We start from the raw sequence: 17,129 nt of genomic DNA on the forward strand, positions 1-17,129 counted from the left end.
CTGGTTTTGGCTATCACCTAATTCAAAATAACCTTTGGAAAACCCACTATGAAAAACCTTAAATTTACTTTTGTTTCTTTCGTTTTATTTAGTACTTCAGCGTTCGCCTCAACTGAAGTAACGACTTATAAATCACCTTACTGTGGCTGTTGCACTGAGTGGGTAGAACACATGGAAGACAACGGCTTTACGGTCAAGATTGAAGACCATGAGGACATGAACCCTATTAAAGAGACAGCTAGGTGTCGAACCACCTCTTGCATCTTGCCATACTGCGGTTATTGATGGTTACGTATTTGAAGGTCATATCCCTGCCGATGATATTAAGAAGTTTTTAGCTAACCCTCGTGATTTTAAAGGTCTTGCGGTTCCAGGAATGCCAATGGGATCTCCAGGGATGGAATATGGCGATAAGAAAGATACGTACCAAGTAGTCGCATTTAAAGAGAATGGAAAATTAGCATTATTTAATACGCACAATGAATAACCATTAACACATTAATCGATAGCATATTCAATAAAATGGATATGCTATTACATTAACTTTGAGCAATACATCTTTGAATCTACGACTTTTAAACAATGATCTAGTGATAATTTACCATCGCGTAAATCAGATACTCCAACAGCTAAAGATACAGTTAAAGGTGTCTCACCCGACATAACAACAATCGAACGACTTAAATTCATAAAGTCATCAATCTGCTCTTGTTGTACGTCCCCCATAAGAACAAACTTCATCCCCACCAATACGGTAACTGCCCCCATTCCAATGGTTTTTAATCGTCTTTGCGATCTCTTTTAATACAAGGTCACCAATCAAATGACCGTGAGTATCATTTATCTGCTTGAATTTATTTACATCCAAATAGAGAATTGTTGTTAATCTAGGTACCCCATTACGATATTTTCGGTAAATAGCTCGACGATTTTTCAAACCAGTGAGTTTATCTGTAGAGGCTAATTTATTTAAGTACCATATTATTAGAAAAGCGATGCTCAATATGCTTATAATCAAATATTTCATAAGTGAATTAAAAAGCTGTCTATCTTCCAGCATATTTCGCCAATCAGGTTTAAAATCATACTTTTGTTTAATCTTATGAGCATTAGCTAACAATAACGCTTCACTAAAAATAGGAGCTAATAATTGCCCTTTCTCTGTTTTACGAAAACCAACCGCAATTTCAGCTTCATGAAAAGTACCAATACCTAACTCCTCTTCTATTGCTATTTCAGAGCTATCTCTTAATATCTGATAGTACGTAGCTTGATCAAGCGCAATATAATCAACCTCTTTATTGATTAATGCGTTAATTTCGTCCATCTGATTTTGGTATTCATAAAGTGATTTGTAAGGCAATATTTTCTGGAACAGTACACTAAAATAGTCTCCTTTAACGACGCCTATATTTTCAGATATCATCTGAGAAACATCTGTATAAACCCCACTTTTATACTTCTTTCGTTTCACTAGAATTGAACGAGCTATATAGTAAGGTGCTGTATAATTGACCATGCTCTTTCTATCTTCTGTATAAGTCAAAGGAGCAATAATATCCACCTTCCCTTCTTTAAAGCCCTTCCATAAATCATCCCATGAATCACTTGATTGACTCTTTACATAGCACTCTATAGCTAAGATCTTACAAGCAATAAAGACCATATCAGCACTAACACCTGAGAACTTTTTGTTTTTATAAATAGTATGAGGAAATACATTCTCAAGATATATAGATAACCCAGCAGAAAGATCAAGCGGAAGCTTCGCTACTTGCTCACGTAATGACATTTGTCGCAAGTGGTACTGATAAGACTCAACACTCACTCTTAGCTCTTTTTGAGTCATCTCATCCAGAACTACCCGTCCAATATCATTGAGTAAGACTCTGTGTTTATTATTAGTCGCTGTTGCTATAGAAACGGGAGTTAATGGCAGTTCAGAATTAAGTAAGCGAGCATTCAAGTGTTTTTTAGAAGCGAATTCAAGAGCATTAATCGCATCTATTACACCATCTACAATTCCACTTTCTAACCAGCCAAAGCCTTCAGATAATGAATCATATTCCCAAATACTGATATAGGAAGAATAAGATTCAATAACATTTATGAAAGGAGAGTCTTTTGGGAGAGCAAGGCGTATTACACGATCAAGTGTTGTATTCCCCTTAGAATAAAGGTAAATGTTTTCAACATTGGTCGGCTCTGAAAAGGCTAAAACAGAGGCTCTTTCTTTGGTATAAGTGACATTGGTTACAAAATCAACCGAATGACTTAATACACCTTTAATTGCTGCATCAGTCGTTGGGAAATCGATATACTTAACATCAACATCTAGTTTTTCTTCTACAGCATCAAATAAAATACGTGTCACAAAATCATTATGTACAAGCGCAACAGATATTACAGGCTGCAAAGGGAGTTCCTTAGCGTGACTCGGTAGCCAAAATAGCAAAGCTAAGCACAATGTAATAATCAGAAGATAATGACGCTTCAAAACACAAACCAAATAATTAAGTGGAGTATACAAAACATCATACTACAAAGTCGATAGCACTGTAAATTTATAATATTACCATAAATAAGAGCTTCAACAATAGAGAAGTGCTAATACCATTGCCATTAATTAAATGGTCTATTTATTACGCAGGAAAACCACTTAAGAGCAAGGCAAAAATTCTGATAAGTAGTTATTCTACTTAAATAATTTTTAACGAAGCTATTATGTGATTTAACCAGTAATAATGACTAGAGAATTACTGGAATTGGTATAATTAGGTAGACGCCCTATTATTACGGAAGAAAATCATTTACGAGAAAATATACAGACCGAAAAAAGCCGCATCATTTCTGATGCGGCTTCTTAAAAGTGGTCGGTGAAGAGGGATTCGAACCCCCGACCCTCTGGTCCCAAACCAGATGCGCTACCAAGCTGCGCTATTCACCGAGATATTTCTTTAAGACTTTACATTCTAGAGGGGTACCCTCTGGTCCGCTATTCCTAAAAGCCCGAGATGCGCTACTAAGTTGCGCTATTCACCGAGCTGTTAAACAGAGACTGTGTCCGTGTCAACGAGGGCTATAATACTGTCTGTGAATTTTTTGACAAGCATTATTTTGTTTTTTCTTTCCGTTCGCTTATAAAACCGACAAACTGTTGAATTCATAAACAAAAGCCCCTAAAACAATAACGAATTAGAGGCTTATCTTCTTTTATTGATTATTTATAAGTAATCTCACCACGTGGGGCAAACTTATTTACATCAATTGGGCTGTTTGTTTCTAAGAACTCTTTAAGTACTTCAGCGTCCACAAAACCAGTATTTACATAGCCAGGATGATCAGAGATTTTAGGGTAACCATCACCACCCGCTGCATTATAGCTTGGGATAGTAAAGCGGTATGTATTATCTAGACGTAATTGCTTACCACCGATAAATACATTTGATACTTCGCCATTAGCAACAGTCATTTTTATGCCCGCAAATTGTGCGTAAGCACCAGAATCGATAGGCTTAGTTGCAACAACATTTAGGTAATCCATTACTTCCTTACCTGTCATATCAGCATACGTCACAATATTGCCAAATGGCTGTACTGTTAATACATCTTTATAAGTAACATCACCACCTTCAATTGAATCACGTACACCACCAGAGTTCATTACTGCAAAATCAGCTTTAGCACGAACCATATGAGATGTCGCAATTAAACGACCAAGGTTTGTTTGTTGGAAACGAACCACATTACGATCGCCCTCTAACTTACCGTTAGTTGATGCTATTTTCACATTCAGTTGGCCTTGGCCTTTCTCTTGGAAAGGTTTTAGGAACGCAAGTAATTCTGGATCTTGAGCAATTTCATCTTGAATGAATACACGTTGCTTTTTACCGTCGATTTTTACTTTTTTCTTCAAGTTTACTGGGATCAGGTTATAACTAACCATCTCAAGTTCACCATTACGGAATTCAAAATCAGCTTTACCTACGTATTTACCCCATTCATGAGCCTGAACAATCCAAGTACCATTTTGTTGGTCTGGTTGACACTCATCACCTGGTTTGAAATTTTTCTTCGCAACATTTGGGCCTTCCATACAAACAGGCTCTTGTGAGTGACCACCCACAATCATGTCTAATTCACCCAACTCAAGTGAACGTGCTAATGCAACATCACCAGGAGCATTGATACCACGTTGACCATTCTCATAGTGACCCATGTGAGTTACTGCAAAAATAAGATCTGGCTTTTCATTTGCTTCTAGCTCCGCAATAATCTTTTTCGCTTCAGTTTTTGGATCTCGGAATTCAATGCCACCGATATATTCAGGATTACCAATTTTTGCAGTATCTTCTGTTGTGAAACCAACAACTGCAATTTTAATACCTTGCTTCTCAAAGATTTCATAAGCTTGATACATACGCTTACCTGTTTCTTTGTCGTAGATATTTGCAGAAAGCATTGGGAATTTAGCCCAATCAATTTGCTTTTGAAGTACATCTAATGGATTATCAAATTCATGGTTACCAAGTGCTATTGCATCATAACCAATCTTGTTCATGCCTTTAAAATCTGGTTCTGCATCCTGAAGATCTGACTCTGGTACACCAGTATTAATATCACCACCAGAAAGAAGAAGAACACTACCGCCTTCTGCTTTTACTTCTGCTCGTAGCTCATCAATCAGTGTTTTACGCGCAGCCATGCCGTACTCACCGTATTTATTTTGCCAAAAACGACCGTGATTATCGTTTGTATGTAATACCGTTAGCTTATACGTAGTATCTTCTTGCCATGCATGCTCAGCCGTTGTAGCACAACCAGCAAGAGTTGTTACCAATGCTGCAGCAATTGCTGTTTTCAGAGAAAGACGTTCCATCATGTTTCACCATTAAATTCAAAGGGGATAAATTAGACTATTAAACTCATCAACAGCCAAATACCGGAGCAGTTTAAAAGAATTGTATTCTACTCTCACATCGTTTTCATATATTTGCATGTTGGATCACTAAAAATAGCTCATAGAAAGATAAAAAAGAGTTATTAAAAAGAAAATGACCTCAAAGCATAATCAATCATTCACAAAAAAAACTTACTAATCAGCCCACTCCTCATCATAACTTTCTTAAAAAATACGTTATAGATTGCACTGTTTTATTTCTTTTTATGTAAATTACCATTAAAGATTTCAAGAATTTTCCGATACATTAATGAGAGAATTATAAAATAAAAGACGCACGCCAATATTTAACAAATTCGCCACGAATTCATTACAGTATGGAAAAATAATGAAACTAAAACATAAGCTAATAAGTGCAAGTTTACTCGCTGTCGTTATTACCGCATCTTCCCTAACTTGGCTTGCATCAAACCAGTTATTTGAACAAACTCGTAATGGAGTTTATTCTCGTGCGGAAAGTGTTACTTCCGCAGCCACAACTGGTATTTCAAATTGGATTTCTATCAAAGCAGAAATCGCCCATGCAACAAACGATTACACTCAGAATGAAGATATTGTTTCTTTTCTGAAATTGAGCCGTAAGGCTGGTGGGTTTGATGATATTTTCTTTGGGACAGCTCAAGGCGAAATGCTTCGAGCACTTCCTGAACGAACAAAAGCAGGCTATGACCCACGCCAACGCCCTTGGTATCAAGAAGCACAACGTGAAAATAAGCAAATGATTACCTCTGCTTACCAAGATGCAATTACACAATCTTTGTTGGTAACCATCGCGGAACCAATATATAAAAATGGTACTTTCTTAGGTGTGGTTGGTGCTGATGTGCTTATTGATCAACTTATTGACGATGTTATCAGCCTAGACGCAGGTAAAGATACCATCACCATGCTAATAGATAGTGATGGTACTTTCTTAGCGCACCCAAACAAATCACTGATCAAAAAAGACGTAAATCGTTACTTTTCTGAGATGACTCCACAAAGTATTCAAGAATCAATTGCAACTAAGCGTATTGATATTGCGAATATCAATGGCGAAACTAAACTTGTTTATTTCGCAAAAGTACCAAACACACATTGGACGTTTGCAGTTGAAATGACACAAGAGACTGAAGAAGCTGCACATTCAGCGCTACTTCGTGAAATTATTCTTCTAAGTATTGTATTAACTGTGATTGTTGCCATTGGTGTAACGACACTAGTAAATATTCTATTTAAAGACTTACTACGAGTATCTAATGCCCTTGCTGAGATCTCTTCTGGTGAAGGTGATTTAACTCAACGCCTAGAGCCCCATAGTAACGATGAAGTAGGTCAATTAGCGATTAACTTCAATACCTTTGTGAGTAATATGCACTCAATGGTGTGTCGCTTACGTGATATTTCTACAACTTTAGCTCGCCAAGCAAACTCAACAGCAGAAAGTGCTGAGGAGCGCAACGTTCGCATTCAACACCAAATGGATGAGATAAATATGGTAGCAACGGCAATCAATGAGATGGCTGCAGCAACGCAAGAGATTGCAGGCAATGCTGATAATACAGCTCAAACCGCAGAAGAAACGGTGACGGCATCAAGTCACGGTGCAGAGCAAGTAAGCCAAAGCCAACACTCAATTGATAACTTAGCAAAAGAAGTTGAAACTGCGACAGGTGTTATTGAAGAGCTTCATCACAACGCTCAAAATATCAATACCATTCTTTCAACTATTCAAAACATTGCAGAACAGACTAACTTGCTTGCATTAAACGCTGCAATTGAAGCGGCTCGTGCTGGTGAACAAGGCCGCGGTTTTGCGGTTGTAGCGGATGAAGTACGTATCCTAAGTCAACGTACTCATGCATCAACTCAAGAAATTCAACAAATGATTGAAGCGCTGCAAGGGACAACTCAAAAAGCCGTTGGGATCATGCAAGACAGTCAAACATTAGCTAACACCAGTGTTGAAGATGCTCAATCTGCATCAGCAAGTTTATTACAAATCACTAATTCAGTAACTCAAATCAGCGATATGGCAGCTCAAATTGCAGCTGCAGCAGAAGAGCAATCATCAGTAACTGAAGAGATAACTCGAAATACTGAAGCTGTTCGTGATGTGTCAAATGAACTAACTGAAGAAACAAAGCAATCAGTTATTCAAGCGTCAGAATTATCTGAACTATCAAGTGAACTAAAGCAAGAGATCGACCGATTTAAGTTATAAGCCTTATATCAGTTACTTCTTAATTTAAAAAGACAGAATATTATCTTTATATTCTGTCTTTTTTTTTCAGAATTACTGTTAAAAATAGAGTACCCTTCCGAATATTTCACTATATATTGTAATAAAACAACATACAGACACCACGTGCTACAGGTAATTAATTGATTTTCTGCAACAAAACACCACTACCACCTTTGAACTACCCCTTTGGAGTAGTTTTATTTCGTAATTGATCCACATCATATCGACATATTCATTCATAATTCATCATATATGCATATCAATGATAATAGGAATTCTTATGAGCAAGATGAAGTTAGTCATCATCGGTAATGGCATGGTTGGTCATCGCTATATCGAAGATTTAGTAGATAAGACGGATGTGCAAAACATGGAAGTGACCGTGTTTTGTGAGGAACCTCGTGTCGCTTACGATCGAGTACACCTCTCTTCTTACTTTTCTCATCATACTGCAGATGAACTTTCTCTTGTAAAAGAAGGATTCTACGAAAAGCATAACATCAATGTTTTACTTGGTGAGCGTGCTATTAATATCAACCGCGAAAAACAAACGGTGTATTCAAGTACTGGTCGTGAGATCCAATACGATAAACTAGTTCTTGCTACCGGCTCTTTCCCATTTGTTCCGCCAATTAAAGGTAACGATGGTAAAGACTGTTTTGTTTACCGTACAATTGAAGACCTTAAGTCTATCGAAGCAACAGCAAAAAACAGTAAAAGTGGTGTTGTTGTTGGTGGTGGTCTATTGGGTCTTGAAGCTGCAGGTGCGCTAAAAGCGCTTGGTGTAACCACTCATGTTGTTGAGTTTGCTCCTAAGCTAATGGCTGAACAACTTGATCTTGCTGGTGGTAACCAACTTCGCCAAAAAATTGAGCGTATGGGCGTAAATGTTCATACAAGTAAAAATACCCTTGAAATAGCTCCTGAAGGCAAAGACGCACGTAATGTTATGCGTTTTGCTGATGGTACTGAATTAGAAGCTGATTTCATCGTGTTCTCTGCAGGTATTCGCCCTCAAGACAAATTAGCTCGTCAAATGGGCTTAGGTATCGCACCTCGTGGTGGTATCGAAATTAATAACAACTGCCAAACCAGCGATAAAAACATTTACGCTATTGGTGAATGTGCTTCTTGGAATCAAACTTTCTATGGCCTTGTTGCTCCTGGTTACAAAATGGCGACAGTTGCTGTTGATCATATTCTAGGTAACGACAGTTCGTTTGAAGGTGCAGACATGTCTGCAAAACTAAAACTGCTTGGCGTAAAAGTAGGTTCTATCGGTGATGCGAACGGTCGCACTCCTGGTTGTAAGAGCTACGTTTACCAAAACGAAGAGCAAGAAGTTTACAAACGTCTAATCGTATCTGAAGATAACAAAAAACTGCTTGGTGCAGTAATGGTTGGTGACACCTCTGATTACGGTGATCTTCTACAGCTTATGCTGAATGAAATCGATCTACCAGAACACCCAGACGCACTTATTCTTCCTGCACATGCAGGCGCAGAAAAACCAACACTAGGTGCAGATTCTCTTCCTGAATCAGCGGTTATCTGCTCTTGTTTTGATGTGACTAAAGGCAAAATTGCTCAGGCTGTTGCTGATGGCCATCACACAATGGCTGATATTAAAGCAGTCACGGGTGCAGGTACAGGCTGTGGTGGCTGTATCCCTCTAGTAACTTCCGTCCTTAATGCTGAATTAGCTAAATCGGGTATTGAAGTAAAAAGCGACGTATGTGAGCATTTTGCTTACTCTCGCCAAGAGCTATTCCACCTTATTCGTATCGAAGAAATCAAAACGTTTGATGAACTTTTAGAAAAGTACGGCAAAGGTTACGGTTGTGAAGTGTGTAAGCCACTTACTGGTTCTATTCTTGCTTCTTGTTGGGGTGAGCATATCCTTAAACCAGAGCTAGTTAAACTGCATGACACTAACGATAACTTCCTAGGTAACATGCAAAAAGATGGCACATACTCTGTTATCCCTCGTATGGCGGGTGGTGAAGTAACTCCTCAAGCGTTAAGCGTATTAGCTGACGTTGCTGCTGAATATAATCTTTATACCAAGATTACCGGAGCTCAACGTATTGGCCTATTTGGCGCTCAAAAAGATGACTTACCAGCAATCTGGAAGAAGTTAGTTGCGGCAGGCTATGAAACAGGTCAAGCGTATGCTAAAGCGCTGCGTATGGCGAAAACCTGTGTTGGCTCTACTTGGTGCCGTTATGGCGTACAAGACTCCGTAGGTCTCGGCGTAATGCTAGAAAATCGTTACAAAGGAATCCGTACTCCTCATAAAATGAAGTTTGGTGTATCTGGCTGTACTCGTGAGTGTGCAGAAGCTCAAGGTAAAGATTTAGGTATTATCGCAACTGATGCTGGTTGGAATATGTATGTATGTGGTAACGGCGGTATGAAACCTCGTCACGCAGACTTACTAGCAAGCGACTTAGATCAAGAAACATTAATCAAATATATTGATCGCTACATGATGTTCTACATTCGTACAGCAGCTCCATTACAGCGTACTTCGGTATGGATGGATAACCTTGACAGGTGGTGTTGACTACCTACGTGAAGTTATCGTTGATAATAAGCTAGGCATTAATGAACAACTAGAAGCAGATGTTGCTAAATTAGTTGAAGAATTCCGCTGTGAGTGGTCTGACACCATCAATGATGAAACTCAACTGAAACGTTTTGCTCACTTCATCAATGCTGATGATCGTGATGACAACGTAGTATTTGTGACTGACGGTCGTGAACAACATCGCCCAGCAACCTTTACTGAAAAACACCCAGAAGCAAAGGGTGACATCCTACACGTAGCAGCAACTGAATAAGAGCGAGAGAAAAATTATGACTTCTAAATTCGTAAAAATCTGTCAGCTAGAAGATATCACTCCAGGTACTGGTGTTTGTGCTCTTGTGAATGGTGAGCAAATTGCAGTGTTTCGCCCATCAAAAGGCGATGAAGTACTGGCAATCTGTAATACAGACCCATACTTCCAATCAAACGTATTATCACGTGGTTTAATTGTTGAGCATAAAGGTGAGCTTTGGGTGGCAAGTCCACTTAAAAAGCAACGTTTTAATCTAACAACAGGTGTATGTATGGAAGATGAGCAGTTTAACGTTAAAGCGTATAAAGCCCGTGTTACTAAAGGCACCGTAGAAATCGCAGCTTAATTACTTACGTTAGATTTAATAGCTTAAAGGCTTGCTGCTTCTCAGCTGTAAAGCGAGAAACAGCGAGTCTTTCACTATTCAATTTAAACTTTTAATTTTTTATAAGGACACATTCATGTCTACTATTGACTTTAAACCAGCAGAATTTGTACAAACAATGATTAACGTTGGTGAAGCAAAGGTAAAAACAAGCACTAGAGATCTTCTAATACGAAGCACAATGGCTGGTATTATCTTATCTCTGGCGGTTGTTGTTGCTATCACGACAATTGTTCAAACTGGTGTTGGTATCGTTGGTGCACTTGTCTTCCCTGTTGGTTTTGTTATTTTAAGCGTAATGGGCTATGACCTAGTAACAGGTGTATTTGGCCTTGCACCATTAGCAAAATTCGATAACCGCCCGGGCATTACTTGGGGTCGTATTTTCCGTTGTTGGGGTCTTGTTGGCCTAGGTAACCTTATCGGCTCATTAATTGTTGCTTATCTTGTTGCGATTTCTCTAACTGGCAACTTCTCTCTAGAGCTAAACGCGGTTGCGAAAAAGTTTATCGCTGTATCGACAGGTCGTAGCTTAGGCTTTGAAAATATGGGAATGGATGGTTGGATCACGTGTTTTGTCCGCGCTATTTTCTGTAACCTAATGGTTTGTCTAGGTGTAATTGGCAACATGACAGCTCGTACAGTATCTGGCCGTGTAGCAATGATGTGGTTCCCAATTTTCATCTTCTTCGCACTAGTCTTTGAGCACACAGTCGTAAACATGTTCCTATTCCCACTGGGTATGATTCTTGGTGCTGATTTTGGCATTGCAACATGGTTAAACTTCAATCTTATCCCAACTATTTTAGGTAACATTGTTGGTGGTCTACTATTTACTTGTATACCTCTTTACCTAACTCACGTAAAAACAGCACCATCTCTAAGCTCTAACTAAAAACAAATAACGAAGAGTTAGTTATAACTCATTCAAATTAAATCACTCTTAATCAAGTATTAAGGGTGATTTTTTTATCTAATTATATTTATAAAAGAATATTGTTTAATTCACACTTATAAGATTTTTTATTGATAACCTAAAATTGTAAGCTAAAGTATAAGTAAGATAAAGGGTTGAGATTGTTAGTTATTTTATCATTACACTTAAATATACTATTGAGTAAATAGTTAATTAGATCACCCTAAATATATATTTATAGGGGTTTTCAATGACATCAACTTTAAATCTTACTAAAGAAAACTTTACTAACTCATGCATAGAAAAAGAAGTTTCCTTTACTTGGCATCCTAGCACTAACACTTTTCATATCGATAATAATGTCTTGGAGGAAGTATTAAATATCAAGACTGAGATTAATTCGTTAGAACAATTTCTGAACTTGTTTAGTCAGGAAGATCAACCACAATTCAATTCAATGTTAAATTTACTAAAAGAGGGACATGATACCCCTCCAATTAAAGCATGTATGACTACTGGTAATAACATGACTTTAGGTTTAGTTTCTGCAAAAAAAATTTCGCATGATTTAATAGCTGGTATGGTCATGCCACTATGCCTATCACTAACTAAAGAAGATATGTCTTTATTTTTTCACCAACTTTTCGAAAATGACCATCATGGCATGATTATAACTAACGATAAAACTCAAATACTTGCTTGTAATACGTATTTTGAAAAGATCTCGGGTTATACAATTGATGAACTCCTTGGAAAAAAAACCTCTATTTTCAATGCAGACAAACACGGTAGTATATTTTTCAAAGAAATGTGGCAAAAAGTTAATCAACTTGGTTTTTGGAATGGTGTAATTCTAAGTAAAACCAAATCTGGTATAGCAAAGCCTCAAGAGCTGCTCTTGCAACGAATTACATCAATTAAAAATAATACTTACTATTTAGGCTACACCCTCGATTTATCAGATAAGCTGTATAGGGTTGCCGGAGTTGAACATGGCGGCATAGAATTATTAACTCAGTTACCTAATGAACAAGACTTCTCTGTCAAAGTTCAGCACTTAGCTGAAAGCTTACAAGATAGCCAAGGTTTGTTAGTGATTTCTTTTGTTCCTAAATTTAACAAAAATAATGAATATGAAAGCAAAAAACAGATTGCTAGCGCTTTAGCCTACTATGAAGATAACTTCATCGCGGGTTTCTTAAAAAAAACAGTGTTTAGTAGTGCGATCGTTTACCATCGTTCAAAAAACAAACCTCACTCACTTTCTATTTATGAAGCGATTCGTACTCGCTTTAATACAATAAAAGAACGTGTCAATACAGATGTTTATAAAAAAATAACAGAATGTACAATTGGTGTTTCCGTATTCAGTTTAGATGCATCAAACCCACAAAAATTAATATCGCACTCATTGCAAGCTATGTATGAACACCACTCCTCGAATAATAGTAACATTTGTTTTTTTAACCGTACTCTTCATAACAAGGTAAAACGTCGTGATAACCTTGAAAATATTGTTAAAGAATCAATCCTAAATAAATCAATGGAAGTTTATTTCCAGCCAATTATTTCTACTGAAAGCTGGAAAGTCTGTAAATTAGAAGCTTTATGTCGCTTTACAGATAACGATGGTCATCAACTTGATACTGAAGAGATGGTAAGGGTTGCAGAAGATTTACAATTAGTAACTGAGCTAGATTTAGCCATTGCCGATAAGTCAATTAGTAGTAGAGAAGAGTTAATTAAAATATTTGGCCAAGATATTGAATTAACTATTAATATATCCCTCAATTCAAATAAGACAATCAAACATATTTTGCATAATTTAATCTCTCTTTTTAAGAAACATCGTAAACACTTACCTTATATTACCATTGAACTTACAGAATCCGCTTACTTTGATGGGGAAAAGAAAGATAACAACTTATTATTTGAACTGAGAAAGGAAGGAATAAAAATTGCCATTGATGATTTTGGTACGGGATATTCTTCATTTTCGTACCTAAAGAACGGAAATTTTGATTTATTAAAGATTGACCGCGATTTTATAACAAACCTTGCTATTGGTTCTCATGATTACCACATCGTAAAAATGATCACAGCTCTAGCGCATACATTAAATGTTAAAGTTGTCGCTGAGGGAGTTGAAAATTTTGAAGAACTCTCTATTTTACAAGATTTACAAATTGACTTTATTCAAGGGTTTTACTTTGAAAAACCTCAACCTATATCAAGACTTTCATCCAATCTTAATATAAAAGATAAAATTGCACGCTTAGTTAAGCCAAAAAGAGAAGACGTAGATCTTTTTATTTTACCTCCTCAGCTATCACCAACTCATACACTCGATGATATTAAAAACCTCTTTGATGACAATACTATTAGTACTTTGCCCGTAATTGTTGAAAACAAATGTGTAGGGGTTATTACTCGCGAGCGCTTCAGTTTACATATAACACCATCACTTGGTACTGATAGAGAAACAATGCAGGATTATCGTTCTCTAACAAAAGTAGCTAATAGTATGATGGATGCCACGCTAACTCTAGTTTCTGATAGTATCAACATCAATGAGATCCATGAAAAAATAAGACAAAACTGCCAATTCCCTTGGGTTGGTATTAATTCTGATGGCGATTATTCAGGGATAATAGATAGTAGAAGTATTATCAACTATCTTAATAATCAATAAATAGATATTCGTTTTCTATTTATTGCAATTGATTTAAAGTAATAATGATCAAATACTTAGTAAGACTGATATAATATCGCTAGTCTATTGATAAATAGATAATTCAGTCAAAATAATCAAACGTATATGGTTTGGTATTACATAAAAATTAATTGTGCAGGAACTCCATTATGCCAAGTATTCAAGCTCAATCTGAGCAGAAAAAACAAAACGGACTTGTTTCTCTTGTTGGCGCAGGTCCTGGTGATCCCGAACTACTAACCATGAAAGGTTACCGTTTAATTAAAGAAGCGGATGTTGTTGTATATGACCGTCTTGTTTCTAAAGAAATCTTAGCACTTGCAAACGATGATGCTGAAATGATTTATGTTGGTAAGAAGCTAGACTTCCATTTTGTCCCACAAGATAAAATCAATCAAATACTGGTAGATAAAGCACAAGAAGGTAAACACGTTGTTCGCCTTAAAGGTGGTGATTCATTTATTTTTGGTCGTGGTGGCGAAGAGTTAGAAACTCTAGCTGAGAATGGCGTTAAATTTGAAGTAATTCCAGGCATTACTGCGGCGGCAGGCGCAACCTCTTATGCGGGTATTCCCCTCACCCATCGAGACCATGCCCAAAGTGTTCAGTTTATTACTGCTCATGTTCAAAAAGATGGTGCTGAGATTGAATGGGATGCCTTAGTTCGTTCAAACAATACTTTAGTCTTTTATATGGGGCTGAAACAATCGCCACATATCTCAACTCAATTGATAAAACATGGTTTAGCTGCTGATACCCCTTGTGCCATTATTGAACGCGGTACAACACAAAAGCAGAAAGTATTTACAGGAACGATTTCTGAGTTAGCTCATATGGCAAAAAAAGCCATTAGCCCATCATTAATTGTTGTCGGCAGTGTAACAACACTACACCACAAACTAGATTGGTTTACTCCTGATTCAAACGGTGAATAAGTACATTTCTGGACAAGACATTCAATAAAAAAGCCCAAGAATGAAATTATCTCTCTTGGGCTTTAGTTTATCTAGCTACTCTCAATATTATTTAATATCGATGTGCTCAAAACCTTTAATTAAATCATCTAGCGCTTTCATTTGCTTCAAGAAAGGTTCCAGTTGATCTAATGGCAATGCAGAAGGTCCATCACATAATGCTTTATCTGGGTTTGGATGTGCCTCAATAAATAGACCAGCAATACCTGTTGCTAAGCCTGCTTTCGCAAGTTCAACCGTTTGTGAACGACGTCCACCAGAAGCTTTACCGCTTGGGTCTCGATTCTGTAGAGAATGCGTCACATCAAAGATGATTGGGCTACCATTTGATGCTTTTTTCATTACACCAAAACCAAGCATATCAACCACTAAATTGTCATAACCCATGCATGAACCACGCTCACAAAGAATGATATTTTCGTTACCACATTCTGCAAACTTATCAACGATATTACCTACTTGATCAGGGCTCATGAATTGAGGTTTCTTCACATTAATTACAGCGCCTGTTTTTGCCATTGTCTCAACTAAATCAGTTTGACGAGCAAGGAAAGCAGGTAGTTGAATTACATCCACCACATCAGCAACTGGCTGTGCTTGTGCTTCTGTATGAATATCAGTAATGATTTTAACGCCAAAAGTGTCTTTCAATTCTTGGAAAATTTTTAAACCTTCTTCCATACCAGGACCGCGGTATGAATGAACTGATGAACGGTTTGCTTTATCAAAAGACGCTTTAAATACGTATGGGATACCTAGACGATCAGTGATCTCTACATATGTTTCACACATACGCATAGCCAGATCACGAGATTCTAGTACGTTCATACCTGCAAATAAGGTAAACGGCTTATCATTTGCTACATCAATATTACCAATTTTTACTGTTTTTTGATTTTGCATTATCTTCACTCTTAATGGAGAACGGTAGGGTGTTGTTGTAATAATAGCTGAACTTGCTCTTTCATCAGCCTAACAGAAGGATCATCAGGACATTGCTCTATAAAATATTCTAAATCATTTTTTGCAGCGTCATGACAATGTAATTGCTGATAAATTAAGCCTCTATCCCGAATTTCAAAGGGATCATCTGGCATAATATTTAAAGCCAAATCGCTACAGGTTAAAGCTAATGAAAATTTACGCTCTCGAATACATGCAGCTTTAATCACTGCAAGTAAACGCCCAACTAAAGTCGCGTTATCCACTCCCTCAACATGATGAGGTTTAAGCGTCGCAAGTGGACCACCATAACCAATAAGCCACGCTGTCATTAAATGCTGACTTAAGTATTGACCATCAAATGGATTAAAATATTGTGGCTCTTGATTTGGCCATTCAATCTTCAAAACCAATTGCGTTGGAAAGTTGATAGCACTAACTGGTAAACCGATATGGTGACAAAGATATAAAAAAATAGCCCCTAAAGTAACCGGGATCCCTTTTTTATTTATCAAGACATTATTAATAAATGCATTATCTGAATGGAAATAAGTTTGAGTATCACCATGAAAGCCCCACTCAACATAAAATAGTTGAATAAGCCTCTCTAAACGCTTCTCATCTGTCGCTTCATAAACCAATATCTGCTCAGCATCTAAGCACAGCTGCTCTAATTTACTTTTCACCCAACGCTCATCAGTATCAGCATTAATGGCTAAATTTAGGGCTAATGCACCTTCAACTAAACTCAATTCATCTAAATTATCATCATGTAACTGAAGCATGATTACCCCAAAAATGTTGGTACTTTAGTAACAGCGATCTTTGCAGCAACCATTAACCATCCTAATGCACCAAAAAAGGCAAAGGTCTTGAATACCTTGTTCTTACCGTTATTCAACGTAACAAAAGCCAATGCAATATAGACCATTACACAAGTTATTTTCTCTGTTAGCCAAGGCGCAGAATCGGTAAATGGAATAAAACCAGTAATAAAAATAAGCGCAATACCACTTAATAACATTGCAGAATCAATAACGTGAGGTACGCGCTTCAAAAATGCTTTATTACGAAGATCAGAATTAGCCATCATTAATGCATAACGAACGACAAAAAGTAGTACGCTACAAGCGACCATAAATAGATGAATATGTTTAACTGCGGTATACATG

General features: G+C 37.2%; 11 protein-coding genes, 1 tRNA gene and 2 pseudogenes. 7 read left to right on the plus strand and 7 right to left on the minus strand.

The window, feature by feature from the left end; translation table 11 throughout:
• Positions 1-48: 48 nt before the first annotated feature.
• Positions 49-487, plus strand: a pseudogene (locus tag ACU5DF_RS14575) (DUF411 domain-containing protein).
• Positions 488-534: 47 nt separating this feature from the next.
• Here ACU5DF_RS14575 and ACU5DF_RS14580 read toward each other — a convergent pair.
• The 4 genes from ACU5DF_RS14580 to ushA all read right to left on the minus strand — a co-directional run bounded on the left by ACU5DF_RS14580 (position 535) and on the right by ushA (position 4,882).
• Positions 535-726, minus strand: a complete 192-nt coding sequence (locus ACU5DF_RS14580) for a hypothetical protein (RefSeq protein WP_446713387.1) — start codon at positions 724-726, stop codon at positions 535-537.
• Positions 698-2,416 (minus strand): GGDEF domain-containing protein, encoded by a 1,719-nt coding sequence (locus ACU5DF_RS14585; RefSeq protein WP_446713388.1) that lies wholly within the window; start codon positions 2,414-2,416, stop codon positions 698-700. Before ACU5DF_RS14585 ends, ACU5DF_RS14580 begins: the two co-directional genes overlap by 29 nt.
• Positions 2,417-2,870: 454 nt before the next feature.
• Positions 2,871-2,947: transfer RNA gene (locus tag ACU5DF_RS14590), tRNA-Pro, on the minus strand.
• A 273-nt stretch (positions 2,948-3,220) separates the two neighbouring features.
• Positions 3,221-4,882, minus strand: coding sequence for a bifunctional UDP-sugar hydrolase/5'-nucleotidase UshA (ushA, locus tag ACU5DF_RS14595; protein WP_446713389.1), 1,662 nt, complete (start codon positions 4,880-4,882; stop codon positions 3,221-3,223).
• A 406-nt stretch (positions 4,883-5,288) separates the two neighbouring features.
• Here ushA and ACU5DF_RS14600 point away from each other — a divergent pair, with 406 nt between their 5' ends.
• The 6 genes and pseudogenes from ACU5DF_RS14600 to cobA all read left to right on the plus strand — a co-directional run bounded on the left by ACU5DF_RS14600 (position 5,289) and on the right by cobA (position 14,976).
• Positions 5,289-7,163 (plus strand): methyl-accepting chemotaxis protein, encoded by a 1,875-nt coding sequence (locus ACU5DF_RS14600; protein ID WP_446713390.1) that lies wholly within the window; start codon positions 5,289-5,291, stop codon positions 7,161-7,163.
• Positions 7,164-7,464: 301 nt separating this feature from the next.
• Positions 7,465-10,027 (plus strand): annotated as a pseudogene (nirB, locus tag ACU5DF_RS14605) (nitrite reductase large subunit NirB).
• A gap of 16 nt (positions 10,028-10,043) precedes the next feature.
• Positions 10,044-10,373 carry a nitrite reductase small subunit NirD gene (gene nirD, locus ACU5DF_RS14610; protein WP_446713391.1) on the plus strand — a complete coding sequence of 110 codons (330 nt, stop codon included), beginning with the start codon at positions 10,044-10,046 and terminating at the stop codon, positions 10,371-10,373.
• Positions 10,374-10,488: 115 nt separating this feature from the next.
• On the plus strand, positions 10,489-11,307 hold the full coding sequence (locus ACU5DF_RS14615; RefSeq protein WP_446713392.1) for a formate/nitrite transporter family protein: 819 nt from the start codon (positions 10,489-10,491) through the stop codon (positions 11,305-11,307).
• Between the two features lie 271 nt (positions 11,308-11,578).
• On the plus strand, positions 11,579-14,020 hold the full coding sequence (locus tag ACU5DF_RS14620) for a sensor domain-containing phosphodiesterase (RefSeq protein WP_446713393.1): 2,442 nt from the start codon (positions 11,579-11,581) through the stop codon (positions 14,018-14,020).
• A 170-nt stretch (positions 14,021-14,190) separates the two neighbouring features.
• Entirely contained in the window at positions 14,191-14,976 is a 786-nt protein-coding gene (cobA, locus tag ACU5DF_RS14625) for a uroporphyrinogen-III C-methyltransferase (RefSeq protein WP_446713394.1), read from the plus strand.
• 87 nt (positions 14,977-15,063) lie between these two features.
• On the opposite strand, the gene kdsA is transcribed toward cobA, so the two are convergent.
• The 3 genes from kdsA to ACU5DF_RS14640 are packed head-to-tail and all read right to left on the minus strand — an operon-like array spanning position 15,064 to position 17,128.
• Positions 15,064-15,918 carry a 3-deoxy-8-phosphooctulonate synthase gene (gene kdsA / locus ACU5DF_RS14630; RefSeq protein WP_045101516.1) on the minus strand — a complete coding sequence of 285 codons (855 nt, stop codon included), beginning with the start codon at positions 15,916-15,918 and terminating at the stop codon, positions 15,064-15,066.
• 11 nt (positions 15,919-15,929) lie between these two features.
• Complete coding sequence (locus ACU5DF_RS14635; protein WP_045101515.1) at positions 15,930-16,742, minus strand: SirB1 family protein; 813 nt, start codon at positions 16,740-16,742, stop codon at positions 15,930-15,932.
• A 2-nt stretch (positions 16,743-16,744) separates the two neighbouring features.
• On the minus strand, positions 16,745-17,128 hold the full coding sequence (locus tag ACU5DF_RS14640; RefSeq protein WP_045101514.1) for a SirB2 family protein: 384 nt from the start codon (positions 17,126-17,128) through the stop codon (positions 16,745-16,747).
• Between the last annotated feature and the right edge of the window lies 1 nt (position 17,129).

It is taken from the genome of Aliivibrio wodanis, from assembly GCF_052920805.1.